Source organism: Pseudomonas sp. PDM22 (assembly GCF_014851965.1).
Taxonomy (GTDB): domain Bacteria; phylum Pseudomonadota; class Gammaproteobacteria; order Pseudomonadales; family Pseudomonadaceae; genus Pseudomonas.
In genome coordinates, this window is record NZ_JACVAR010000003.1 from 737,662 (window position 1) to 761,630 (window position 23,969).

A 23,969-nucleotide genomic window follows, 5' to 3' on the forward strand; every position below is an offset into this window, starting at 1 on the left:
CATGGCTGGTGCTGAATACGACTTCGCCTGCACTGGATGCGACCCACCCGGTAGGCGACGAAATTTTCCTGCTCCATGATCGTTTACGAAATGACAACAAAAGGACCTGTACCTGAGGTCCCACCAATAATTTTCAGACCGCCGCGCCCCATGCGCGCAGCGCCGTCGCCCCACCCCGCAGAGGAGTACGCTCATGAAAGGTTGCAAGTCTTTGCTGCTGGCTGCTGTGTCCGTTTGCGCACCGCTGGCGGTTCAGGCCGCTGAACCTGAGTCGTGCGGCACGGTTCGATTCTCCGACGTCGGCTGGACCGATATCACCGTGACCACCGCTACTACCCGTCAGGTGCTCGAGTCGCTTGGCTACACCACCAAGGTGACCATGTTGTCCGTGCCGGTGACCTACAAGTCGCTGGCGAACAAGGATCTCGACGTCTTCCTCGGCAACTGGATGCCGAGCATGGCCAACGACATCAAGCCCTACGCCGACAATGGCTCGGTGGAGACGGTGAAAGCCAACCTCGAGGGCGCCAAGTACACCCTGGCCGTGACCCAGGCCGCTTACGACGGCGGGCTGAAATCCTTCGCGGATATCAGCAAGTACGCCGACAAGCTGGGCAACAAGATCTACGGCATCGAGCCGGGCAACGACGGCAACCGCCTGGTCCAGGGCATGCTGGACAAGAACCAGTTCGACCTGGGCAAGTTCAAGCTGGTGGAGTCCAGCGAGGCGGGCATGCTCTCGCAGGTCGGGCGCGCCGACCGCCGCAACCAGTGGATCGTGTTCCTGGGCTGGGAACCGCATCCGATGAACACCCGCTTCAAGATGAAGTACCTCGAAGGCGGGGACGATGTGTTCGGCCCCAACTACGGCGGCGCGACCATCTACACCAACGTCCGCAAGGGCTACGTCCAGGAATGTTCCAACGTCGGCAAGCTGCTGACCAACCTGACCTTCACCCTGGAAATGGAAAACAAACTCATGGACGCCGTGCTCAACGGGGGCAAGAAGCCCGAAGAGGCGGCAAAAGCCTGGTTGAAGGACCATCCGGAACTGCTCGACGCCTGGCTCGCCGGCGTGACCACCCGTGACGGCAAACCGGCCTTGGCGGCAGCCAAGGTGGCATTCGCTAAGTAAGTGCCGAAAGCATTGCCGTTGGCCGATTCCTCAAGCTTCTGATGGGCCCGCATTATGTTTCTGACTGACCACAAGTTACCGCTGGGCGAGCATATCGCCGCCTTCGTCGACTGGCTCACGCAACATGGCGCGTCGGTGTTCGACAAGATTTCCGACACCCTCGAGTTCCTCATCCACGGCGTCACCAACAGCCTGCTCTGGTTCAACCCGCTGGCGCTGATCGCGCTGCTGGTCTTCCTGGTGTTCTACATCCAGCGCAGCTGGGGGCTTGCCGTATTTGCCCTGGCCTCGCTGCTGCTGATCCTCAACCTGGGGTACTGGCAGGAAACCATGGAGACCCTGGCGCAGGTGATCTTCGCCACGGTGGTGTGCATTGCCGTCGGGGTGCCGCTGGGCATCCTGGCGGCGCACAAGCCCTGGTTCTACACCGGGCTGAGGCCGCTGCTGGATTTGATGCAGACGGTGCCCACCTTCGTCTACCTGATCCCCACCCTGACCCTGTTCGGCCTGGGTGTGGTTCCGGGTCTGATCTCCACGGTGATCTTCGCCATCGCCGCGCCCATCCGCCTCACCTGCCTGGGTATCCAGGATGTGCCGGCGGAGCTGTTGGACGCCGGCAAGGCCTTCGGCTGCTCGCGCTGGCAACTGCTGACGCGCATCGAGCTGCCGCACGCCATGCCAAGCATCGGCGCGGGGATCACCCAATGCATCATGTTGTCGCTGTCGATGGTGGTTATCGCCGCGCTGGTGGGTGCTGATGGCCTCGGCAAGCCGGTGGTCAACGCGCTCAACACGGCGGACATTTCCCTCGGCTTCGAGGCCGGTCTGGCCATCGTCCTGCTCGCCATCCTGCTCGACCGGGTGTGCAAGCAACGTTCGCTGCGGGGGAGGTAAGTACTATGTCGGCGATTCGATTCGAACATGTGGATGTGATTTTCGGCACCCACACCAAGGAAGCGCTCAAGCTGCTGGATCAGGGCCTGGGCCGCGAGGAAATCCTCAAGCGCACCGGCCAGGTGCTGGGTGTCGAGGATGCCTGCCTGGATGTCGAACGCGGCGAAATCTGCGTGATGATGGGCCTGTCGGGCTCGGGCAAGTCCAGCCTGCTGCGTTGCATCAACGGCCTTAACCGGGTCAGCCGCGGCAAGCTGCTGATCGAGCACGAAGGCCAGCAGGTGGATATCGCCAACTGCTCGCCGGCGGTGCTCAAGACCATGCGCACCAAGCGCATCGCCATGGTGTTCCAGAAGTTCGCGCTGATGCCCTGGCTGACCGTGGCCGAGAACATCGGCTTCGGCCTGGAGATGCAGGGCCGCCCGGCCAACGAGCGGAAGAAGGTGATCGACGAGAAGCTCGAACTGGTCGGCCTGTCGCAATGGCGCGACAAGCGCCCGGATTCGCTCTCCGGCGGCATGCAGCAGCGCGTCGGCCTGGCCCGCGCGCTGGCGATGGATGGCGACATCCTGCTGATGGACGAACCCTTCTCCGCGCTGGACCCGCTGATCCGCCAGCAGCTGCAGGATGAACTGCTGGTGCTGCAACGCCAGCTGCACAAGACCATCGTCTTCGTCAGCCACGACCTGGACGAGGCGCTGAAGATCGGTACGCGCATCGCGATCATGAAGGACGGCCGCATCATCCAGCACGGCAAGCCCGAGGAAATCGTGCTCAGCCCGGCGGACGACTATGTGCGCACCTTCGTGGCCCACACCAACCCGCTCAACGTGCTGTGCGGCTCCAGCCTGATGCGTGGCCTGGACCAGTGCCGCCGCCAGGCCGACGAGGTGTGCTTCGACCAGGGCCGCGACTGCTGGCTGGGCCTGACCGAGTCGAACCAGATCAAGACCGCTCGCCAGGGCAGCAACATCATCGACCTGCAGCAATGGCGCCCGGGTGACCCGGTGGAGAAGCTCAAGCACGAGCCGACCCTGGTGGACGTCAACATCCGCATGCGCGACGCGCTGCAGATCCGCTACCAGACCGGCCACAAGCTGGTGCTGCAGGAGCAGAGCCGCGTCGTCGGCGTGCTCGGCGACAGCGAGCTGTACCACGCGCTGCTGGGCAAGAACCTGGGCTGATTGCCCGCCTGAATGAAAAACGCCGGCTCCCTGGGAAGGGAGCCGGCGTTTTTGTTGGGGCTGGCGACGGTGTTCACCTGTAGGAGCGCCCCATGGGCGCGATCGCGGGCATGGCCCGCTCCTACAAGTCCGCGCGGGAGCGCTTTTGTAGGATGGGTGGAGCGCAGCGATACCCATGCTGATGGCGGGGCGAATCGATGGGTATCGCTTCGCTCCACGCCATCCTACGGTTCAACCAACCCGGCACATCGATCAGTGCTTGAGGTCCGCCAATCCCTTGAGCAGCGCCTCGTGGAAGCGCTTCGGGTCCTGGATCTGCGGGGCGTGGCCCATGTCGTCGAATTCCACCAGGGTGGCGTTGGGGATGGCCTTGGCGGTGGCCTTGCCCAGTTCGGCGTAGTTGCCCAGCTTGGGTTTCAGCTCGGCCGGGGCCAGGTCCTTGCCGATGGCGGTGTTGTCCCTGGTGCCGATCAGCAGCAGGGTCGGCATCTTCAGCTGGCCGAACTCGTAGACCACCGGCTGGGTGAAGATCATGTCGTAGAGCAGCGCGGAGTTCCACGCCACGCGCTCGTGGCCGGCGCCGTTGAACAGGCCGGCGAGCATGTTCACCCACTTGTCGTACTCGGGTTTCCACTGGCCGGCGTAGTAGGTCGCCTGCTCGTACTGGCGGATGCCTTCGGCGCTGGTCTTCAGCTCGCGCTCGTACCACTGGTCCGGGGTGCGGTAGGGCACGCCCAGGGCTTTCCAGTCTTCCAGGCCGATGGGGTTGACCATGGCCAGCTGCTCGACCTGCTGCGGATACATCAGCGCGTAGCGGGTGGCGAGCATGCCGCCGGTGGAGTGGCCGAGCAGGGTGATCTTGCCGACCTTCAGGTGCTCGAGCAGGGCGTGGGTGTTGGTCGCCAGTTGCTGGAAGCTGTACTGGTAGCGCTCGGGCTTGGTGGACTTGCAGAAGCCGATCTGGTCCGGTGCCACCACGCGGTAGCCGGCGTCGCTCAAGGCGGCGATGGTGGTTTCCCAGGTGCCGGCGCAGAAGTTCTTGCCGTGCAGCAGCACCACGGTGCGGCCGTTGGGCTGCTTCTTGGGCTTCACGTCGATGTAGGCCATGTGCATGTGGTGGCCCTGGGACGCGAAGCTGTAGTGACCGACCGGGTAGGAGTAGTTGAAGCGCTCCAGTTCCGGGCCGTAGGTGGGTTTGGATTCGGCGGCGTGCAGCGGCAGGGCGGCGGCCAACAGCAAGGCGGGTAGCCAGCGGCGGGGCATCGGGAAGCTCTCCTGGTGGTGGGGCACGGGTCAGACAGCGGGAAAGGCCATAGGTTGGCAGATTTCCGGGCGCGCCGCCGCATCGGTTGGTATCGAAATCCGTACGGTCGTGAGCTTGGCGGGAGTCGCAGGTGTCAGGCCGCGCTCACGCCGCCGGTGAGCCAGTCGATGAACAGCGAGAACAGCTCCGCCTGGGAGTTGATCGCCAGCTTGGTGTAGAGGTGCTTGCGGTGCATGCGCACGGTTTCCGGCGAGATATCCAGCACCCGCGCGCTGGATTTCACCGAGTGGCCGCGCAACAGCAGGTGGGCGATTTCCCGTTCGCGCTCGGTAAGCAGGTCGGCGCCGAAGTTCATGAAGGCCGCGCGGATGTGCCGGTTCAGTGGCGCCTGGTCGTCCGGCGCACTGACTTTCACGCCGCGCCCGGCCAGCAGCAGGTCCAGCCCGCCATTGCGCTCGAACTGGCGGAACAGCTCGCGCACCAGCGGCAGGGCGGTGGCCAGCAGGTCCAGCTGGGTTTCGCTGAAGCGTGCGCCGCTCTCGCCCTGGTACAGGCACAGCGAAACCTTGCGCGTCTCGCCCAGGTCGATGATGAAGTGACAGTCCTCGGTGCAGCCGAACTTGAGGTAGTAGGTCTTGTAGTACTCGCTGGCGAAGAAGTCGTCCGGGGCGATGTCGGCCAGCGGGTAGAAGCCTTCGGTGAGGCCGTCTTCCATGGCCAGGCAGAAGGGGTCGAGCAGGTAGCCGCGGGCGTAGTAGCGGTCGACCAGGGCCTCGTGGTGGTCCGGGTGGACGCCGCGCTGGTACAGCGGTTGCGGCGGCTGGCCGCGCTGTTCCAGGCCGAGCATCACCGACTCCACCGGCACCAGGCAGCCCAGGGCGTCGGCCAGGCGTTCGACGAAGACGACTTCGCCGACGCTGGCCAGGGCGCGCGCCAGCCCCGCATGCCAGGCATGCAGGGCCGGTGCGTCGGAGGTTTCGCTCAGCGCCTGGGATTCGCTCATGTCCGGCAGTCTAAAGGGCTGCCGGGGTGTAGGCAAAATCCTCGGATCGATCATCAGTGCCCCGCGTAATCACCGCTGCGCTTGAGGTCTTCGGCGGCCTCGAGGATCGACTCGCGCAGGGTGTCGACGATCTCGTCGACCTGCTCGCGGGTGATGGTCAGCGGCGGCGACATCACGTTCAGGTGCACGATCGGCCGCACCAGCAGCCCCTTGGCCTGGGCGCGCAGGTGGATCTTCTCGCCGATGTTCAGCTCCTCGGGGAAGAGCACCTTGCTGCGCTTGTCGGCGACGAACTCGACGCAGGCCATCAGCTTCTGGCAACGCACGCTGCCCACCAGCGGCAGCTCGGCCAGTTCCTGCAGACGCTGCTCCAGGTAGCCACCGACGTCCTTCACGTGCTCCAGCAGATTCTCGCGCTCGATGATCTCGATGTTCTTCAGTGCCGAGACGCAGCTCACCGGGTGCCCGCTGTAGGTGAAACCGTGGGCGAAGCAGCGGCCCTTGTCGGCCTCGCCGATCACCTTCCAGATGCGGTCGGAGAAGATGCACGCGCCCAGCGGCAGGTAGCCGGAGGTCAGGCCCTTGGCGGTGGTGATGATGTCCGGCTGCATGCCGAACACGTCCTCGGAGGCGAAGAAGGCGCCGAGGCGGCCGAAGGAAGTCACCACCTCGTCGGCGACGTAGAGCACGTCGTACTTCTGGCAGACCTGCCACATGCGCTGGTGGTAGCCCTTGGGCGGGATGATCACGCCGCCCGAGCCCATGATCGGCTCGGCGAAGAAGGCGGCGACCTTGTCCTGGCCCAGCTCGAGGATCTTGTCTTCGAATTCCTTCACCAGGAATTCGAGGAAGTCGCCCTCGGTCATCCCTTCCGGCGCGCGGTAGGGGTTGGGGCAGGAGATGTGGTGGATGACGTCCTTGAGGAAGTCGAATTCGGCCGGGTGGTCGGCGACCTTGCCGCCCAGCGACATGGTGAGGAAGGTCGAGCCGTGGTAGGCGTTGACGCGGCTGATGATGTGCTTCTTCTCATGCTTGCCGCGGCAGTTCTGGTAGTACTGGATCAGGCGGTAGGCGGTGTCCACGGCGGTGGAGCCGCCAGTGGTGAGGAACACGTGGTCGAGGTCGCCCGGCGCCAGTTCGGCGAGTTTCTCGCAGAGCTGGATGGCGGTGACGTTGGCCATGTCGCAGAAGGGGTTGGAGTAGGCCAGCTTGCGTACCTGCTCGGCGATGGCGTCGGCCATTTCCGCGCGGCCCAGGCCGATGTTCGTGCACCACATGCCGCCCACGGCGTCCAGATAGCGATTGCCCTTGGTGTCGTAGATGTAGGCGCCCTCGCCGGCGGCGATGTTCAGCGCACCGTTGACCCGGTGATCGTCGAACACGTGATAGCCGTGCATGTAGTGGGCTTTGTCGGCGGCGACCAGCTGCTCGTCGTTGAACTGGGCGAAGAAGGCTGGGGTTGGGGTGGTCATCTGCTTTACCTCGGTATTCCGGTTATTCGTCCTGGGGAGAGCCTTCTCCCCGTGCCCCGGCGCTCAGGCCGGGGCGTGTGGTTGGCGATCCATCAGGTCCCGGTCTTCACCGCGTTCCAGGTACGGGTGATCAGGCGGGTCGCCTTGGGGGTCTGCACTTTCTGGGTGAACAGGCGGGCGCGGGTCTCGGCGTCGGGGTAGATCGCCGGGTCGTTGCGCACTTCGGCGGCCAGCAGCGGGGTGGCGGCGGCGTTGCTGGAGGCGTAGCGGATGTAGTCGGCGACGCCGGCGGCCACCTTGGGCTGCAGCATGTATTCGATGAACTTGTGGGCGTTTGCCACGTGTGGCGCGTCGGCCGGGATGTAGAAGTCGTCGAACCAGATCAGCGAGCCTTCCTTGGGCACGAAGTAGCCCAGCTTGACCTTGGCGCCGGCTTCGTCGGCGCGGGCCTGGGCGGTGGCGTAGTCGCCGGACCAGGTCATCGCCATGCACTGGTCGCCGTTGGCCAGGCCGTTCAGGTAGCTGGTGGAGTCGAACTTGCGGATGTACGGGCGGATCGATTGCAGCAGGTCCTGGGCGGCCTTGAGGTCCTCGGGCAGCGCGCTGTTGGGGTCACGCTTGAGGTAGGCCAGGGCCAGCGGGATCACGTCGGTGGGGGAGTCGATGATGGTCACCCCGCAATCGGCGAATTTCGACACGATCTTCGGATCGAACAGCATCGCCAGCGAGCCGATGGGGGCGTCGGGCATGCGCTGCTTGATCTTGTCGATGTTGTAGGTGATGCCGTTGCTGCCCCAGGTGTAGGGCGCCGAGTACTGCACGCCCGGATCGTAGTGGTCCAGGTGCTTGAGCACGTCCGCATCAAGGTTGTTCCAGCTGGGCAGCTTGGACTTGTCCAGCGGCTGGAAGACGCCCGCCTTGAGCAGCGGCGGCACCAGGGCGGCGTTGAGCACCACCAGGTCGTAGCCCGAGCGGCCGGGCAGCAGTTTGCCCTGCACGGTCTCGTAGGAATCGAAGGTGTCGTAGACCACCTTGATCCCGGTTTCCTTCTCGAAATCGGCGATGGTGTGTTCGCCGATGTAGTCGGTCCAGTTATACAGCCGCAGCGTCTTCGCGCCTTCGGCATCCTCCCCGTGACCCAGTGCCGGCAAGGTCGCCAGCGCCGCGCTGAGTACTGCTGCGAGCGTTTTCTGCATGTCAGTCCCACCTTTGATTTTGTTATGGATTGGAGATATCGCGGATGAAGCCACTCTCGACCAGGGCCGGTTCCCCGGCCATTCCCCGAACGGGTAGGTAAGGGTCTGTTGGCGTTTCGACGCGAGCCGCGTTGCCGCGAAAAATCACGCCATGCGTCGTTGCGGGACTAGGCAAGGGAATGACCATTGCTGGCGTCCCGCGTCTAGCCTGGCGTGATTTTTCGCGCAACCCGAAGGGACGACTAACGGCTCGCATCGACCTTTGTGAGCGCGCATCGTCGCGGCCGTGGCAAAACGTCAACAGCGCCCTGGCGCTGGCGTCCAATCGAACAATCGTTCAGATTGGCCACCTGAAACCTTAGGAGCCAGGCATGAACGAGGAAGTCCGCTTTACCCGACTGGAGCCGGAGCAGCGCAAGGCGCTGCTGATCGAGGCCACCCTCGCGTGCCTGAAACGCCATGGCTTCCAGGGAGCATCCATACGCAAGATCTGCGCCGAGGCCGGGGTCTCGGTGGGGCTGATCAACCACCACTATTCGGGCAAGGACGAGTTGGTGGCCGAGGCCTACCTGACCGTTACCGGGCGGGTCATGCAGCTGCTGCGCGAGGCCATTGCCGAGGCGGCGCCGGATGCCCGCGCACGGCTGTCGGCGTTCTTTCGCGCGTCGTTTTCCGCCGAGCTGCTCGACCCGCAACTGCTGGATGCCTGGCTGGCGTTCTGGGGCGCGGTGAAGACGGCCGAGGAAATCAACAAGGCGCACGATCATTCCTACGGCGAGTACCGCGCGCTGCTGACGCAGGCGCTGAACGAACTGGCAAAGGAGCAGGAGTGGGCTGATTTCGACGCGGAACTGGCCGCGATTGCCCTCAGCGCCTTGCTCGACGGGTTGTGGCTGGAGTCCGGTCTGAACCCCAATACCTTCACCCCGGAACAGGGCGTGCAGATCTGCGAAGCCTGGGTGGATGGCCTCCAGTACGGTGGCCGGCAGCGCTTCTGTCGGGCGTCGGGAGTCTGTTGATCGATTGTTCAGCGGGCGGTAACCTGCCGCCATCTGCAGGACAGTTCCTACAGCTCTACCTCCACGCATAACAAGAACGGCCCCGTCACGAGCGGCGGCCTCAGCAGGGTATTGCGATGACTTCCCGTGTACTGATCGTCGACGACGATCCGGTGATTCGCGAGCTCCTCCAGGCCTACCTCGGCGAGGAAGGCTATGACGTGCTTTGCGCCGGCGCCGCCGAACAGGCCGAGGCGTACCTGGCCGAAGCCGAGCAGGCCGGCCAGCCCATCGACCTGGTGATGCTCGACATCCGCCTGCCGGGCAAGGACGGTCTGACCCTGACCCGCGAGCTGCGCGTGCGTTCGGAGGTCGGCATCATCCTGATCACCGGGCGCAACGATGACATCGACCGCATCGTTGGCCTGGAATGCGGCGCCGATGACTACGTGATCAAGCCGCTGAACCCCCGCGAGCTGGTGTCCCGCGCAAAGAACCTGATCCGCCGCGTGCGCCACGCCCGCCAGCCCGCCGCCATTTCGGTGTCCGCCAGCCGGCAGAACCACAAGCGCTTCGCCCACTGGACACTGGACCCGGACCGCCGCCGCCTGATGGACCGCGACGGCAGCGAAACCCCGCTGACCCACGGCGAGTTCCAGCTGCTCTGCGTGTTCCTGCGCAACACCGGTCACACCCTGAGCCGCGACCAGCTGATGGACCAGATCCGCAACCGCGAATGGCTGCCCAACGACCGCTCCATCGACGTGCTGGTCGGTCGCCTGCGCCGCAAGCTGCGCGATGATCCGGCCGAGCCCGAACTGATCATCACCATCCACGGCGCCGGCTACCTGTTCACCGCCACGCCTGCCGACGCCTGAGTCATGCGCTGGCTGGCCCTACTGTGCCTGGCGCTTCCCTTGCTGATGGTGGGTGGCGTTGCCCACGCCGCCCAACCCCTCCGCTACTGCGACTACCCCGTCTACCCACCCATTTCCTGGACTGATGGCCATGAAGTTCGCGGGCTGGCGCCGCAGACCGTGCGCAGTGTGCTTGGCGGCTTGGGCTACGAGGTGAAGACCGTGGTGCTGGGCAACTGGAAGCGTTGCCTGCTGGACGCCGCCGAAGGCCGCGTCGACGTGGTGCTCGCCTACCAGACGCCACAACGCGACGACGGCCTGCTGTTCTCCCGCGTGCCGGTGCTGCGCGAGGAGGTGGCGATCTTCTACAACCGCCGCAAACCGGTACGATTCGACCAGCTCGGCGACCTCGCCAGTTACCGTGGCGGGCTGCTGTTCGGCGAAAGCTACGGGCCGGAGTTCGACCGTTTCGTCGCCGAGCACGGCAATGTCGAATGGGTCTCCGACAGCCGGCAGAACTTCGGCAAGCTGATCCGCCAGCGCATCGACTTCATCGCCCACGAGCGGCGCACCGGCACGCTGTTCGTCGAGCAGTTGGCCGGCGGCCAGGACATTGCCGCGCTGCCCCGGCCGCTGACCGTGGATTACCTGCGCATCGCCGTCTCCCGCCATTCGCCGCTGGCGGCGCGGATGGACGAGATCGACGCGCTGCTGAAGCAGCGCGTGGACGACGGCAGCGTCGCCCGCTGGCTGCAGCAGAGCGAGCACGACTACCGCGCCATGCTCGCCGGCGACGGGGTGCCGCGATGAAGCTGCCCGGCGGCCTGGCCCGGCGCCTGCTGCTGCGGGTGCTGCTGTTCAGCCTGTGCTTCACCGTGCTGGCCAGCGCGGTGCAGCTGTACTTCGAATACCGCCGCGAGATGCGCGACATCGACACCCGGCTGGAGCTGATCCGCGTCGGCTATCTGGCCAGCTTCGAACGCAGCCTTTGGGACCTCAACCAGGAGCAGCTCAACGTGCAGCTGCACGGCCTGGCCGACTTCCCCGACATCGCCCAGGTGCGCTTGCGCAGCGCCGACTTCAACCTGGTGCAGGACGCCGACGAGAAACGCGGGCCGTTTCGCGTCGAGCACTACGCGCTGGCCTTCCAGCCGCCGGATGGCGAGCGCCGCGCCTTGGGCGAGCTGGAAATCAGCATCGACCTCGGCGCCGTCTACCTGCGCCTGCTCCACGGCGGGCTGACCAGCCTGCTGTGGATGGGCGTGTTCCTCTGCGGCCTGGCGGTGGCGCTGAGCTGGCTGTTCCACAGCCTGGTCACTCGCCACCTGCGCGCCATGGCCGACTTCGTCCGTGGGCTCACCGGCGGCGACCTGGGCACCGAGTTGGCGCTGGCCAAGAAACGCTCAGGTGAAGAGGACGAGATCGACACCGTCGCCGATGCCCTCGATGGTTTGCGTCGTGCCCTGCGTGCCGAACTGCGCCGGCGCGAGGCCGACCGCGAGGCGCTGCAGAGCAAGCGCGACGAGCTGCAGCGCCGGGTCGAGCGGCGCACCGCCAGCCTGCGCCGCGCCAAGGAGGAGGCCGAGGCCGCCAACCGCGCCAAGAGTCGCTTCCTCGCCACCATGAGCCACGAGATCCGCACGCCGCTCAACGGCATCCTCGGCATGGCCGAGCTGCTGCGCGCCGCGCCTTTGGGCGAGCAGGACCGGCGCCGCCTGCAGGCGCTGTCCACCGCTGGCGAAGGGCTGCTGGCGATCCTCAACGAGGTGCTGCACTTCGCCAAGCTGGAAGACGGCGCCAGCCAGCCCGAGCCGGTGGACTTCTCCCTGCGCCGCCTGCTCGATGACGTGGTGACCCTGCTGGAGCCGCGCGCCGAGGACAACGGCAGCTGCCTGCGCCTGCGCATCGAACCCCAGGTGCAGGACGGCTGCCGCGGCGCCGAGCAGTTCCTGCGTCAGGTGCTGAGCAACCTGCTGGCCAACGCGGTGAAGTTCACCGAAGAGGGCGAGGTATTGCTGGAGGTGGCCGTGCTCGAAGGCGGAGACGCCGGGCAGCGCCTGCGCTTCAGCGTGACCGACGACGGCATCGGCATCTCCGCCGAGCAGCAGGAGAAAATCTTCCAGCGTTTCACCCAGGCCAGCGACGAGGTGGCGCGGCGCTATGGCGGCACCGGGCTGGGGTTGGCGATCAGCAAGCGGCTGGTGGAAGCCATGGGCGGCGAGATCGGCGTGGAGAGCCTGGAAGGCGAGGGCAGCACCTTCTGGTTCGAGATCATGCTGGCGCCGGGCGTGGTGCCGCGCTCCGACGTGGCCATCGAGCAGGCGCCGGTCCTGGATGTGCTGGTGGTGGAAGACGTCGCTCTCAACCGCGAAGTCGCCCAGGCTTTGCTGGAGCGTGATGGCCACCGCGTGCTGCTCGCAGATGACGCCGAGCCCGCGCTGGCGCTCACCGCCGCGCGGCGCTTCGACCTGATCCTGCTGGACATGCACCTGCCGGGGATGACCGGCCTCGACCTGTGCCGGGCGATCCGCGCGCAGTCCGGTGGGCTCAACGCAACCACGCCGATCCATGCTTTCACCGCCAGCGTGCAGCCGGGCATGGTCCGCCGCTATTTCGAGGCCGGCATGCAGGGCGTGCTGGGCAAGCCGCTGCGCCTGGACGACCTGCGCCGCGCGCTGTCCGGCGTGGCCTGGGAGCTGCTGCCCGCGGCTGTGGATAACGGCCCGCTGGACCTCCAGGTTCTGGATACCCACCGTCGCCTGCTGGGCGAGCACAAGCTGAACGAACTGCTCGCCAGCCTGTGGAAGCTGCTCGATGAGCAATGGCCGCTGCTGCTGGATGCCTTGCGGCAGGACGATGCGGTGGAGGCAGCCAGCCTTGCGCACCGGTTGGCGGGCAGTTGCCGGTCCATGGGCTTGCGCGGGTTGGGGAATTGCCTGGCTGAGCTGGAAGCTGCGGCGCTGGTGGGGTCGCTTTCTGGCGATTGGGTGGTGCGCTTGGAGCAGGAGAGGGCGGTTGCCGCTGAACTCCTGAAGAGCTGGCCGACGTAGGGCGCATGACCTGGAACAGGTTATCCGCCGTTGGCTGCGGCGGATAACGCTGGCGCGTTATGCGCCCTGCGGAACTCAAGAGCGTCAGGTTCAGCTCTGGCGTGGCAGGCCGGCCCTCACCCCAACCCTCTCCCAGGGGGAGAGGGGGCCGTTCGGCGTAGGGGGATGTCACGAATTCTGCCGGCGAGCGCCGTTATTTAAGCTCGCTCGGACAGTCCCCTCTCCCTTCGGAGCGGGGCGCGCAGCCAGGGTTAGGGTGAGGGAGATCCTGGGCACCGAAGTCGCCGGGAGCGCCAAACCCTGTAGGAACGCTCATGAGGCCCCGCCCCACGCGGCCTGCACAAAATCCTTACATCTTTCTACAACTTCGATCCAGGCGAACAACCCCGTCTTACATCGCCTTCCAATAATCCGGTGGCATCCGTGCCCGAGCCACGGCCTCTGATTGATTGGAGATAACAATAATGATCCAACGTAGAGTTCCGCTCAGCCGCGCCCGCCGTTATCTGGAGGTGCGCCATGTCTGAGACCCATCACGCCGGTAGCGGCGAGAAGATCCATCTCACCCGCGCGCTGAAGAGCCGCCATATCTTCATGCTGTCCCTGGGCGGCGTCATCGGCACCGGCCTGTTCATGGGCTCGGGCGTCACCATCAGTTCCGGCGGCCCGATGGGCGCCATCCTCGCCTACCTGGTCGCGGGCCTGCTGATGTACCTGGTGATGGTCTGCCTGGGCGAGCTGTCGGTGCAGATGCCCGTCTCCGGCTCCTTCCAGGCCCACGCCACACGCTTCATCGGCCCGGCCACCGGGTTCATGATCGGCTGGGTCTACTGGATGAGCTGGGCCTCCACCGTCGGCCTGGAATTCACCGCCGCCGGCATGCTGATGACCCGCTGGTTCCCCGAGGTGCCGATCTGGCTCTGGTCGGGGTTCTTCGTGGTCGTGCTGTTCTCCCTCAACGCCCTGGCCACCCGCGCCTTCGGCGAGGCCGAATACTGGTTCTCCGGGATCAAGGTCGCAGCCATCCTCGGCTTCATCGTGGTCGGCCTGCTGGTGATCTTCGGCGCCATCCCGCTGAACGATGGCGCGGCCGCGCCGGGGCTGTCCAACCTGGTCAGCGATGGCCTGTTCCCCAACGGCCTGTCCGCCGTGTTCGCGGTGATGATGACGGTGGTCTACGCCTTCCAGGGCTGCGAGATCATGGGCGTCGCCGCTGGCGAGACCGACCAGCCGGAGAAGAGCATCCCGCGCGCCGTGCGCAACGTGGTGTTCCGCGTGCTGATCTTCTATGTGCTGGCGATTGCCGTGCTCTCCTGCATCGTGCCCTGGAAGCAGGCCGGGCTGATGGAAAGCCCCTTCGTGCAGGTGTTCGACATGGTCGGCATCCCCTACGCCGCCGACATCATGAACTTCGTGATCCTCACCGCGATCCTGTCGGTGGGTAACTCCGGCCTGTACGCCTCCACGCGCATCCTCTGGGCCATGTCCAAGACCGGCATGGCGCCGCGCAAGCTGTCCAGGCTCAGCGCCCGTGGCGTGCCGCTCTATGCGCTGCTGATCAGCCTGGCGTTTGCGCTGCTCTCGCTGCTCACCAGCGTGGTCGCCGCCGATACCCTGTTCATGGTGCTGATGGCGGTGAGCGGCATGGCTGGCACCGTCACCTGGATCGTCATCGCCTACGCCCAGTACCGCTTCCGCCGCGAGCACATGGCCAAGGGCGGCACCGTGGCCGACCTGAAGTACGCCGCTCCGCTGTTCCCGCTGATCCCGCTGGCGTGCATCGCGATCTGCTGCTCGCTGTTCGTGTTCCTCGCCATGGACCCGACCCAGCGTCCGTCGCTGTACTGGGGCTTCGGCTTCATGGCGGCCTGCTACCTCGCCTACTTCCTGCTCAAGCGTAAGCGCGGGCAGGTGCTGAGCGATGAGGCGGTACCGAGCCTCGGCTGAGGCTTCGCCCGTTCGGCTGAAGCCCCGCAGCGCGGGGCTTTTGGCTTTACGTAGGGCGGATAACGCGCCAGCGTTATCCGCCCTACGAGCTGCGGGGCTTTTGCTTTGGCTTAGCGGTTCTTCGCAGGAGCGAGCTTGCTCGCGAACCCGTTCAGCTCCAGAGCCGCCGGCTGATCGTTTCGCGAGCAAGGGCTAGGCGCCCCCCTCGGTCCTACAGGTACTCCACCAGCCCCATCTCTTGCTGAACGATTGTTCGAAGTTGTAACAAACCCGCCGCGACTTCCCTGCAAAACCCCTCAGCCCCCGCGCCGCGCGGCCTTCCCGTCGATTGGCGGAGCGTTACAAGCCACCCATTCGGGTGGATTGCCGTCTTACTGAACACTTGTTTAGTATTGGCTCCAACGCTTCATCCGCCTCAGCAAACGACTACAAGAACGAGGGCAGCATGACTCAGCCATCCCCGCTCAGCCGGGTCCAGGACGGTATCGCCTGGATCACCCTGAACCGCCCCGAGCAGCGCAACGCGCTCGACGTCCCCACGCTCAAGAACCTGCTGGCCCTGCTCGACGCCTATGAAGTCGACGAGGCCGTGCGCGTCATCGTGCTCAGTGGCGAAGGCCGCAGCTTCTGCGCCGGCGCCGACCTCGCCGAATGGGCCGAGGCCGAAGCCCGTGGCGAACTGGAAACCTACGGCTGGACCGAAACCGCGCACGCCCTGATGCGCCGCCTGCACGGCCTGGACAAGCCGACCATCGCCGCCGTCAACGGCACCGCCGTCGGCGCCGGGATGGACCTGACCCTGTGCTGCGACTTCCGCATCGCCGGCGCCTCCGCGCGCTTCAAGGCCGGCTACACCGGCATGGCCTACTGCCCGGACGCCGGCGCCAGCTGGCACCTGCCGCGCCTGATCGGCAGCGAAGCAGCCAAGCGCCTGCTGTTCCTCGACGAACTGTGGAACGCCGAGCGCGCGTTGCAGGCCGGCCTGGTCGGCGAAGTGGTCGCCGACGATCAGCTGCAGGCCCAGGTCGGCGACTTCGCCGCGCGCCTGGCTGCCGGCCCGACCTTCGCCTTCGCCCAGACCAAGCGCCTGATGCGCGACGGTGCCGCCCGCACCCTGGCCCAGCAACTGGAGGCCGAACAGGCCGCCGGGTTGCTCTGCGGCCGCAGTGAAGATGCCGCCGAGGCGCTGCGCGCCGTGGCCGAGAAACGCTCCCCCCAATTCAAAGGCCGCTGACGGCTGCAGGTGATGTGATGGACTTCCAACTGACCCAGGAACAGGAAATGCTCGTCGAGGCGGTCAAGGCTTTCGTCGAGAAAGAGCTGCTGCCCTACGAGGAAGAAGTGGACCGCGCCGACGCGGTGTCCCCGGAACTGGCCGCGAAGATTCGCGGCAAGGCCCTGGCGGCAGGCTTCTACGCCTTCAACATGCCCGAGGAAGTCGGCGGTGGCGGCCTGGACTACCTGTCCCAGGCGCTGGTCGAGCGCGAGTTGTCCAAGGTGTCCTGGGCGCTGCACGTGTTCGTCGCGCGGCCCTCGAAGATCCTCATGGCGTGCAAGGGCGAGCAGATCCAGGACTACCTGCTGCCGGTGGTACAGGGCGAGAAGATCGACTGCTTCGCCCTCACTGAACCGGGCGCCGGCTCCGACGCCAACTCGATCAAGACCCGCGCCGTGCGTGATGGCGAGGACTTCGTGATCAACGGCTCCAAGCACTTCATCAGCCACGCCGGCCATGCCGACTTCGCCATCGTCTTCGCGGTCACCGACACCTTCGAGCGCAATGGCAAGAAGCGCAACGCCGTGACCGCCTTCCTGGTGGACAAGGGCACCGTCGGCATGACCGTGCGCCGTGGCCCGAAATGCGTGAGCAACAAGGGTTACCACACCTACGAAATCTTCTTCGACGACTGCCGCGTGCCGGCTTCCAAGGTCCTCGGCGAAGTCGACAAGGGCTGGGAAGTGGCCAACGCCTGGCTCACCGCCGGCCGCGTGATGGTCGCCGCCAACTGTGTTGGCCAGGCCCAGCGCGCGCTGGACCTGGCACTGCAGTGGTCGGCCGACCGCAAGCAGTTCGGCGCCGCCATCGGCAGCTACCAGGGCATCTCCTTCAAGCTCGCCGACATGGCCACGCAGATTCGTGCTGCCGAGCTGATGACCCTGCACACCGCCTGGAAGATGGACCGCGGCAGCATGACCGACGGCGAGGCCGGCATGGCCAAGCTGTTCGCCAGCGAGGTGCTGGGCAAGGTCGCCGACGAGACCGTGCAGATCTTTGGCGGCATGGGCCTGATGGACGAAGGTCCGGTGGAACGCATCTGGCGCAACGCGCGCATCGAGCGCATCTGGGAAGGCACCTCGGAAATCCAGCGCCACATCATTTCCCGCGAACTGCTGCGTCCGCTGCTGCGTTGAGGCCCGTGCGATGAAACGCGAAAACCTCCAGCGCCTGCTGGCGCCCCGGCACCTGGCCTTCATTGGCGGTCGCAGCATGGCGCGCGCGCTCAAGCGCTGCGCCGAAGGCGGCTTCGCCGGCCCGATGTGGCTGGTCAACCCGCAATACGACGAACTCGAAGGCGTGCCCTGTGTACGCAGCATTGCCGAGCTGCCCGAAGGGCCGGATGCGGTGTTCGTCGCCACCAACCGTGACCTGACCCTGCAGGCCGTCGCCGAACTGGCTGCGAAGGATGCCGGCGGCGCCATCTGCTACGCGTCCGGCTTCGCCGAGACCGGCGCCGAGGGCGAAGCCCTGCAGCGCCGCCTGCTCGCCAGCGCCGGCGACATGGCCCTGCTCGGCCCCAACTGCTACGGCCTGCTCGACTACCTGCACGGCTCCGCGCTGTGGCCGGTGGCCCACGGCGGGCACCTGGTGGAGAAGGGCGTGGCGGTGCTGACCCAGAGCGGCAACTTCGCCTACAACCTGTCCATGAGCGACCGCTCGCTGCCCATCGCCTACATGGCCTCGGTGGGCAATCAGGCGCAACTGGGAGTGGCCGAACTGATGGACGTGCTGCTCGATGAGCCGCGCGTCACCGCCATCGGCCTGCACCTGGAAGGCTTGAAGAACGTCCCCGGCTTTGCCCGCGCGGCCTTCAAGGCGCTGCAGAAAGGCATCCCGGTGATCGCCCTGAAGACCGGCGTTTCCGAGATCGGCGCCGAACTCGCGCTCAGCCACACCAGCTCCCTGGCCGGCTCCGACGCGCTGTACGACGCGCTGTTCGACCGCCTCGGGGTGATCCGCGTCAGCGGCCCGGTGAGCTTCATCGAAACCCTCAAGGCGGCCGCCTGCGGCAACCTGCCGGCCGGCCCCAGCCTCGCCGCGCTGGCCTGCTCCGGTGGTGATGCCGGGCTGATCGCCGACTACGCCGAGCGCAACGGTCTGAGCCTGCCCAAGCTGGTTGACGCGCAGCGCGCCGAACTGGCCCAGGTATTGCCGGACTACGCCAACATCGCCAACCCGCTGGACTTCACCACCGCCATCTGGGGCGATGGCCCGGCGCTCGACCGTATGCTCGACAGCGCCCTGCAGACCCCGGCCGATGCCGCCCTGCTGGTGCTGGACTACCCCGGCGAGGATACCGGCGAGCGCCCGCAGTGCGACCTGCTGCTGGAGCTGTACTGCGCGGCATTGAAGCGCCACGACAAGGTCGGCTTCATCGCCTCCGCGCTGCCCGAGCTGCTGCCCAGACATGCCCGCGAACTGCTGCATTCCCACGGCGTCGCCGCGCTGCAAGGCGTGGAAGACGGCCTCGCCGCCTGGGGGCGCATCGCTCACTACCGGCAACGCCGCGAAGCGCTGCTGGCCCGTGGCGAAGCCGCGCTGGTACCGCTCTGCCCGCAGGCGCTGGACAGCGAAGGCCGGTTGCTGGACGAGTGGCAATCCAAGCAGGCGCTGAAACCCTTCGGCCTGCCGCTGCCGCGCGCCGCCCTGAGCACGCCGACCCAGGCCCGCGAAGCGGCCGCCGATGTCGGCTTCCCGCTGGCCTTGAAAGTGGTCAGCGCGCAACTGCCGCACAAGACCGAGGCCGGCGGCGTGGCACTCAACCTGCGCAACGAGGCGGCGCTGGAAGCCGCGCTGTTCGACATGCGCGAGAACATCGCCCGCCACGCCCCCGGCGTGCCCTTCGACCAGGTGCTGCTGGAGCGCATGGCCAATCCGCCACTGGCCGAGCTGATCGTCGGCATCAAGCGCGAGAACGGCTTCGGCCTGGCGCTGGTGCTGGGGGCCGGCGGCATCCTCGTCGAGCTGCTCAAGGACAGCCGCAGCCTGCTGCTGCCGACCACCGACGCGGCGATCCGCGACGCCCTGCTGGGCCTGCGCAGCGCGCCGCTGCTCACCGGCTTCCGCGGTCGCCCGGCGGTGAACCTGGAGGCGCTGGTGGAGGCCATACGCGCCGTTGCCGACTACGCCTGCGAGCACGTGGACAACCTGCTGGAACTGGACGTGAACCCGCTGCTGGCGGACGCCGATGGCGCCGTGGCGGTGGATGCGCTGATCCGCACCGCTGAGTGATCGGCAGCAGGACCTGAAGGAAGAACACGAACGCTCCCTCTCCCGCAAGCGGGAGAGGGAGCAAAAGCGGCGCACGCCGGACACTCGGCGTTGGCCCCAACGAGTAGGGCGAGTAACCGCTTGCGGTTATCCGCCGAAGAACAGTTCGGGAGATCGTTCATGCAAAACGACAAGACCCTCACCGGCGGCCAGGCCCTGGTACGCCTGCTGGCCAACTACGGCGTCGATACCGTGTTCGGCATTCCCGGTGTGCACACCCTGGAGCTCTACCGTGGCCTGCCCGGCAGCGGCATCCGCCATGTGCTGACCCGCCATGAACAGGGCGCCGGCTTCATGGCCGACGGCTATGCGCGCGTCAGCGGCAAGCCGGGTGTGGCCTTCATCATCACCGGCCCGGGGGTGACCAACGCCGCCACCGCCATCGGCCAGGCCTACGCCGACTCGATCCCGATGCTGGTGATTTCCAGCGTCAACCACACCGCGAGCCTGGGCAAGGGCTGGGGCTGCCTGCACGAGACCCAGGACCAGCGCGCCATGACCGCGCCGATCACCGCTTTTTCCGCCGTCGCCCTGAGCGCCGAAGACCTGCCCGAGCTGATCGCCCGCGCCTACGCCGTGTTCGACAGCGAGCGCCCGCGCCCGGTGCACATCTCCGTGCCGCTGGATGTGCTGGCCAACCCGGTCGCCCGCGACTGGACCCACGAAGTGGTGCGCCGCGCCGGCCGTGGCCAGCCCAGCAGCGAAGCGCTCAAGCAGGCTGTGGATAAGCTCCAGGCTGCAAAGCGCCCGATGATCATCGCCGGCGGCGGCGCGCTGCATGCCGCCGACGCCCTGGCCGCGCTCAGCGAGCGCCTGGCCGCGCCGCTGTTTACCAGCGTCGCCGGCAAGGGCCTGCTGGCGCCGGAAGCGCCGCTCGCCGCGGGTGCGACCCTGTGCACCCAGGCTGGTTGGGACATGATCGCCGAGGCCGATGTGGTCCTGGCCATCGGCACCGAAATGGCCGACACCGACTTCTGGCGCGATCGCCTGCCGGTCACCGGCGAGGTGATCCGCGTCGACGTCGATTCGCGCAAGTTCAACGACTTCTACCCGAGCGCTGTGGCGCTGCTGGGCGATTCGAAGGCCACCGCCGAGGCGCTGCTCGCCGCGCTGCCGAGCGCGAGCCGGGATGCGGCGAAAGCGCAGTCGCGCATCGCCGAACTGCGTGCGCAGATCGACGGCGGCCACGCGCCGCTGCAACTTATCCACAAGTCGATCCTGGAACGCATCGCCAAGGTCCTGCCGGACAACGCCTTCATCGCCAGCGACATGACCCAGCTGGCCTACACCGCCAACTACCTCTACCCGAGCAAGGCACCGCGCGGCTGGCTGCACCCCACCGGCTACGGCACCCTCGGCTACGGCGTGCCTGCCGGTATCGGCGCCAAGTTCGGCGCGCCGGAGCGTCCCGGCCTGGTGCTGGTCGGCGACGGCGGCTTCCTCTACACCGCGCAGGAACTGGCCACCGCCACCGAGGAGCTGGACAGCCCGCTGGTGGTGCTGCTGTGGAACAACGATGCGCTGGGGCAGATCCGCGACGACATGATCGGCCTGGACATCGAGCCCATCGGCGTCCTGCCACGCAACCCGGACTTCGCCCTGCTCGGCCGCGCCTACGGTTGCGAGATGCGCCAGCCGCAGAGCCTGGACGAACTGGAGCACGACCTGCGCACCGGCTTCGCCCATCCGGGCGTCACCCTGATCGAGCTGAAACACGCCTGCGCCCAGTAGGACCCGTTGCACCCGCCGGAGCCCACGGGCTCCGGTACCTTGAAGGAAGCACAGCATGCGCTACTCGAACTTCACCCAACGCATCGCCGGCGACGGCGCCGCTGCCTGGGACATCCACTACCGCGCCCTGGCGCGCATGGAGCAGGGCGACGACATCCTGCTGCTGTCGGTGGGCGACCCGGACTTCGACACCCCGGTGCCCATCGTGCAGTCGGCCATCGACAGCCTGCTGGCCGGCAACACCCACTACGCCGACGTGCGCGGCAAGCGCTCGCTGCGCGAAGCCATCGCCCGCCGCCACAGCCAGCGCAGCGGCCAGGCCGTCACCAGTGATGACGTGGTCGTGCTGGCCGGCGCCCAGTGCGCGCTGTATGCCGTGGCGCAGTGCGTGCTCAATCCGGGCGACGAGGTGATCGTCGCCGAGCCGATGTACGTCACCTACGAAGCGGTGTTCGGTGCCTGCGGTGCCAAGGTCATCCCGGTGTCGGTGCGCTCCGAGCACGGCTTCCGTGTGCAGGCCGAGGACGTCGCCGCACTGGTCACCCCGCGCACCCGCGCGCTGGCGATCAACAGCCCGCACAACCCGTCCGGTGCCAGTCTGCCGCGCGCCACCTGGGAAGCGCTGGCCGAGCTGTGCATCAGCAACGACCTGTGGATGATTTCCGACGAGGTCTACAGCGAGCTGCTGTTCGATGGCGAGCACATCAGCCCCGCCAGCCTGCCGGGCATGGCCGGGCGCACCGCGACCCTCAACAGCCTGTCGAAATCCCACGCCATGACCGGCTGGCGCGTGGGCTGGGTGGTCGGCCCGCAGGAGCTCTGCGCGCACCTGGAAAACCTTGCCCTGTGCATGCTCTATGGCTCGCCGGACTTCATCCAGGACGCCGCCTGCACTGCGCTGGAAGCCAAACTGCCGGAACTGGAAGCCATGCGCGAGGCCTACCGCCAACGTCGCGACCTGGTGCTCGACTGCCTCGCCGATTGCGTCGGCGTGCGCGCCCTGCGCCCGGACGGCGGCATGTTCGTGATGGTCGATATCCGCGCCACCGGGCTCTCAGCCCAGGACTTCTCCGATCTGCTGCTGGACCGCCACGGCGTCTCCGTGCTGGCCGGCGAAGCCTTCGGCCCCAGTGCCGCCGGGCACATCCGCCTCGGCCTGGTGCTCGGCGCCGAACCGCTGCGCGAAGCCTGCCGCCGCATTGCCCTGTGCGCCGCCGAACTGCTGAAGGAAAAACGCTATGCGTGAGCGTACACAGCTCTACATCGACGGCGCCTGGGTGGCACCGCAGGGGCAGGGCTTGGCCGAGGTGCAGAACCCGGCCACCGAGGAATCCGTCGGCCGCGTGCCGCTGGGTGGCGAAGGCGACGTGAACCGCGCGGTGGACGCCGCCCGCCGGGCCTTCCCGGCGTGGTCGCAGACCCCGTCCCAGGTGCGCGCCGGCTATATCCGCGCGCTTGCCGAGCAACTGAAGAACCGCGCCGACGAAATGGCCGCGCTGATCACCGCCGAGCTGGGCATGCCCATCCAGTGGTGCCGCATGGTGCAGGTCGACGGGCCCATCGAGGGTCTGGAAAGCTACGCCGCGATGGCCGCGCACATGGACGAAGTGCGCGAGGTTGGCAACTCGCTGGTGGTGAAGGAAGCGGTGGGCGTCTGCGCTTTCATCAACCCCTGGAACTACCCGCTGCACCAGCTGATCGGCAAGCTCGCCCCGGCGCTCGCCGCCGGCTGCACCGTGGTGGTCAAGCCGAGTCAGGACACTCCGCTGCACGCCTTCCTGCTGGCCGACATGATCCACGCCATCGGCCTGCCGACCGGCGTGTTCAACCTGGTCAGCGGCCCCGGCTCCAAGGTCGGCGAAGCCCTGGCGCGGCACCCGGACGTGGACATGGTGTCCTTCACCGGCTCCACCGGTGCGGGCGTCAAGGTCTCCGAAGCCGCGGCGCCGACGGTCAAGCGCGTGTGCCTGGAGCTGGGCGGCAAGTCGCCGTTCCTGATCACCGCCGATGCTGACCTGGCCACCGCCGTGCGCCACGGCGTGCAGGACGTGATGATCAACTCCGGGCAGACCTGCACCGCGCTGACGCGCATGCTGCTGCCGGCCCATCGCTATGCCGAAGCTGTGGAAATCGCCCGCGCCGAAACCCTCGCGCTGAAGATGGGCGACCCGCTGGATGCCGACAGCTTCCTCGGCCCGATGTGCTCGGGCGGCCAGCGTCGCACCGTGCTCGATTACATCCGCGTCGGCCAGGAAGAGGGCGCGCAGCTGGTCTGTGGCGGCGCCGAGCGTCCGGCTCATCTGGAGCGCGGGCACTATGTGCAGCCGACGATCTTCGCCGGCGTGAACAACCAGATGCGCATCGCCCGCGAAGAAATCTTCGGCCCGGTGCTGTGCCTGATTCCCTACGCCGACGAGGCCGAGGCGATCGCCATCGCCAACGATTCGCCGTTCGGCCTGTCCAGCGCCGTCTGGGCGGGCGACCGCGAAGATGGCCTGCGACTCGCCCGGCAGATGCGCGCCGGCCAATGCTTCGTCAACGGCGGTGCCTTCAACTACCGGGCGCCGTTCGGTGGCTACAAGCAGTCCGGCAACGGCCGCGAATGGGGTGAGCAGGGACTGCACGAGTTCGTCGAGCTCAAGGCCATCCAGCTTTAAACAGACCCCCTCTCCCTCCGGGAGAGGGCTGG

18 protein-coding genes are annotated in these 23,969 nt (G+C 66.8%); 14 read left to right on the forward strand and 4 right to left on the reverse strand.

Annotation, left to right across the window (positions count from 1 at the left end):
• Positions 1-193: 193 nt before the first annotated feature.
• From IB255_RS14335 to choV, 3 genes are read left to right on the forward strand one after another with little or no spacing between them, the layout of a single operon-like run.
• Positions 194-1,135, forward strand: coding sequence for a choline ABC transporter substrate-binding protein (locus IB255_RS14335; RefSeq protein WP_045213872.1), 942 nt, complete (start codon positions 194-196; stop codon positions 1,133-1,135).
• A gap of 54 nt (positions 1,136-1,189) precedes the next feature.
• Positions 1,190-2,029 carry a choline ABC transporter permease subunit gene (choW, locus tag IB255_RS14340; RefSeq protein ID WP_081519043.1) on the forward strand — a complete coding sequence of 280 codons (840 nt, stop codon included), beginning with the start codon at positions 1,190-1,192 and terminating at the stop codon, positions 2,027-2,029.
• 5 nt (positions 2,030-2,034) lie between these two features.
• Positions 2,035-3,213: a choline ABC transporter ATP-binding protein gene (choV, locus tag IB255_RS14345; RefSeq protein ID WP_192210512.1), complete on the forward strand. Its 1,179-nt coding sequence runs from the start codon at positions 2,035-2,037 to the stop codon at positions 3,211-3,213.
• A gap of 252 nt (positions 3,214-3,465) precedes the next feature.
• Here the strand turns inward: choV and IB255_RS14350 are convergent, their stop codons facing one another.
• The 4 genes from IB255_RS14350 to IB255_RS14365 form a co-directional block, all read right to left on the reverse strand.
• Positions 3,466-4,476 carry an alpha/beta fold hydrolase gene (locus IB255_RS14350; RefSeq protein WP_192210513.1) on the reverse strand — a complete coding sequence of 337 codons (1,011 nt, stop codon included), beginning with the start codon at positions 4,474-4,476 and terminating at the stop codon, positions 3,466-3,468.
• Between the two features lie 134 nt (positions 4,477-4,610).
• Entirely contained in the window at positions 4,611-5,480 is an 870-nt protein-coding gene (locus IB255_RS14355; RefSeq protein ID WP_192210514.1) for a helix-turn-helix transcriptional regulator, read from the reverse strand.
• A 53-nt stretch (positions 5,481-5,533) separates the two neighbouring features.
• The gene (locus tag IB255_RS14360) at positions 5,534-6,952 is read right to left on the reverse strand and encodes an aminotransferase (protein ID WP_081519046.1); all 1,419 of its coding nucleotides are present in this window, start codon (positions 6,950-6,952) and stop codon (positions 5,534-5,536) included.
• A 92-nt stretch (positions 6,953-7,044) separates the two neighbouring features.
• Positions 7,045-8,148: a polyamine ABC transporter substrate-binding protein gene (locus IB255_RS14365; RefSeq protein WP_081519047.1), complete on the reverse strand. Its 1,104-nt coding sequence runs from the start codon at positions 8,146-8,148 to the stop codon at positions 7,045-7,047.
• 371 nt (positions 8,149-8,519) lie between these two features.
• Between IB255_RS14365 and IB255_RS14370 the strand changes: the two genes are divergently transcribed.
• From IB255_RS14370 to IB255_RS14420, 11 genes are all read left to right on the forward strand, one after another.
• Positions 8,520-9,167 carry a TetR family transcriptional regulator C-terminal domain-containing protein gene (locus IB255_RS14370; protein WP_081519048.1) on the forward strand — a complete coding sequence of 216 codons (648 nt, stop codon included), beginning with the start codon at positions 8,520-8,522 and terminating at the stop codon, positions 9,165-9,167.
• Between the two features lie 110 nt (positions 9,168-9,277).
• Entirely contained in the window at positions 9,278-10,024 is a 747-nt protein-coding gene (locus IB255_RS14375; RefSeq protein WP_139791607.1) for a response regulator, read from the forward strand.
• Positions 10,025-10,027: 3 nt separating this feature from the next.
• Positions 10,028-10,813 (forward strand): substrate-binding periplasmic protein, encoded by a 786-nt coding sequence (locus IB255_RS14380; protein WP_081519050.1) that lies wholly within the window; start codon positions 10,028-10,030, stop codon positions 10,811-10,813.
• Positions 10,810-13,053 (forward strand): ATP-binding protein, encoded by a 2,244-nt coding sequence (locus IB255_RS14385; RefSeq protein WP_192210515.1) that lies wholly within the window; start codon positions 10,810-10,812, stop codon positions 13,051-13,053. The genes IB255_RS14380 and IB255_RS14385 overlap by 4 nt, the downstream gene beginning before the upstream one ends.
• Before the next feature lie 519 nt (positions 13,054-13,572).
• Positions 13,573-15,000, forward strand: coding sequence for an amino acid permease (locus tag IB255_RS14390; RefSeq protein WP_192210516.1), 1,428 nt, complete (start codon positions 13,573-13,575; stop codon positions 14,998-15,000).
• Positions 15,001-15,445: 445 nt separating this feature from the next.
• Positions 15,446-16,234, forward strand: a complete 789-nt coding sequence (locus tag IB255_RS14395) for an enoyl-CoA hydratase/isomerase family protein (protein ID WP_192210517.1) — start codon at positions 15,446-15,448, stop codon at positions 16,232-16,234.
• Positions 16,235-16,251: 17 nt separating this feature from the next.
• Positions 16,252-17,412: an acyl-CoA dehydrogenase family protein gene (locus IB255_RS14400; RefSeq protein WP_081519054.1), complete on the forward strand. Its 1,161-nt coding sequence runs from the start codon at positions 16,252-16,254 to the stop codon at positions 17,410-17,412.
• A 10-nt stretch (positions 17,413-17,422) separates the two neighbouring features.
• On the forward strand, positions 17,423-19,510 hold the full coding sequence (locus IB255_RS14405) for an acetate--CoA ligase family protein (RefSeq protein ID WP_192210518.1): 2,088 nt from the start codon (positions 17,423-17,425) through the stop codon (positions 19,508-19,510).
• Positions 19,511-19,669: 159 nt separating this feature from the next.
• The gene (locus IB255_RS14410) at positions 19,670-21,280 is read left to right on the forward strand and encodes a 5-guanidino-2-oxopentanoate decarboxylase (RefSeq protein ID WP_081519056.1); all 1,611 of its coding nucleotides are present in this window, start codon (positions 19,670-19,672) and stop codon (positions 21,278-21,280) included.
• 55 nt (positions 21,281-21,335) lie between these two features.
• Positions 21,336-22,526, forward strand: coding sequence for a pyridoxal phosphate-dependent aminotransferase (locus tag IB255_RS14415; RefSeq protein WP_081519057.1), 1,191 nt, complete (start codon positions 21,336-21,338; stop codon positions 22,524-22,526).
• A complete protein-coding gene (locus tag IB255_RS14420) occupies positions 22,519-23,937 on the forward strand; it encodes an aldehyde dehydrogenase family protein (protein ID WP_081519058.1) in 1,419 nt (472 codons plus the stop codon). The genes IB255_RS14415 and IB255_RS14420 overlap by 8 nt, the downstream gene beginning before the upstream one ends.
• Positions 23,938-23,969 lie beyond the last annotated feature (32 nt).

What these genes read in the sequence shown, in the direction of transcription:
- IB255_RS14335 (WP_045213872.1), top strand. Translation starts at nt 194, where the DNA reads ATGAAAGGTTGCAAGTCTTTGCTGCTGGCTGCTGTGTCCGTTTGCGCA.
- choW (WP_081519043.1), top strand. Translation starts at nt 1,190, where the DNA reads ATGTTTCTGACTGACCACAAGTTACCGCTGGGCGAGCATATCGCCGCC.
- choV (WP_192210512.1), top strand. Translation starts at nt 2,035, where the DNA reads ATGTCGGCGATTCGATTCGAACATGTGGATGTGATTTTCGGCACCCAC.
- IB255_RS14350 (WP_192210513.1), bottom strand. Translation starts at nt 4,476, where the DNA reads ATGCCCCGCCGCTGGCTACCCGCCTTGCTGTTGGCCGCCGCCCTGCCG.
- IB255_RS14355 (WP_192210514.1), bottom strand. Translation starts at nt 5,480, where the DNA reads ATGAGCGAATCCCAGGCGCTGAGCGAAACCTCCGACGCACCGGCCCTG.
- IB255_RS14360 (WP_081519046.1), bottom strand. Translation starts at nt 6,952, where the DNA reads ATGACCACCCCAACCCCAGCCTTCTTCGCCCAGTTCAACGACGAGCAG.
- IB255_RS14365 (WP_081519047.1), bottom strand. Translation starts at nt 8,148, where the DNA reads ATGCAGAAAACGCTCGCAGCAGTACTCAGCGCGGCGCTGGCGACCTTG.
- IB255_RS14370 (WP_081519048.1), top strand. Translation starts at nt 8,520, where the DNA reads ATGAACGAGGAAGTCCGCTTTACCCGACTGGAGCCGGAGCAGCGCAAG.
- IB255_RS14380 (WP_081519050.1), top strand. Translation starts at nt 10,028, where the DNA reads ATGCGCTGGCTGGCCCTACTGTGCCTGGCGCTTCCCTTGCTGATGGTG.
- IB255_RS14385 (WP_192210515.1), top strand. Translation starts at nt 10,810, where the DNA reads ATGAAGCTGCCCGGCGGCCTGGCCCGGCGCCTGCTGCTGCGGGTGCTG.
- IB255_RS14390 (WP_192210516.1), top strand. Translation starts at nt 13,573, where the DNA reads ATGTCTGAGACCCATCACGCCGGTAGCGGCGAGAAGATCCATCTCACC.
- IB255_RS14395 (WP_192210517.1), top strand. Translation starts at nt 15,446, where the DNA reads ATGACTCAGCCATCCCCGCTCAGCCGGGTCCAGGACGGTATCGCCTGG.
- IB255_RS14400 (WP_081519054.1), top strand. Translation starts at nt 16,252, where the DNA reads ATGGACTTCCAACTGACCCAGGAACAGGAAATGCTCGTCGAGGCGGTC.
- IB255_RS14405 (WP_192210518.1), top strand. Translation starts at nt 17,423, where the DNA reads ATGAAACGCGAAAACCTCCAGCGCCTGCTGGCGCCCCGGCACCTGGCC.
- IB255_RS14410 (WP_081519056.1), top strand. Translation starts at nt 19,670, where the DNA reads ATGCAAAACGACAAGACCCTCACCGGCGGCCAGGCCCTGGTACGCCTG.
- IB255_RS14415 (WP_081519057.1), top strand. Translation starts at nt 21,336, where the DNA reads ATGCGCTACTCGAACTTCACCCAACGCATCGCCGGCGACGGCGCCGCT.
- IB255_RS14420 (WP_081519058.1), top strand. Translation starts at nt 22,519, where the DNA reads ATGCGTGAGCGTACACAGCTCTACATCGACGGCGCCTGGGTGGCACCG.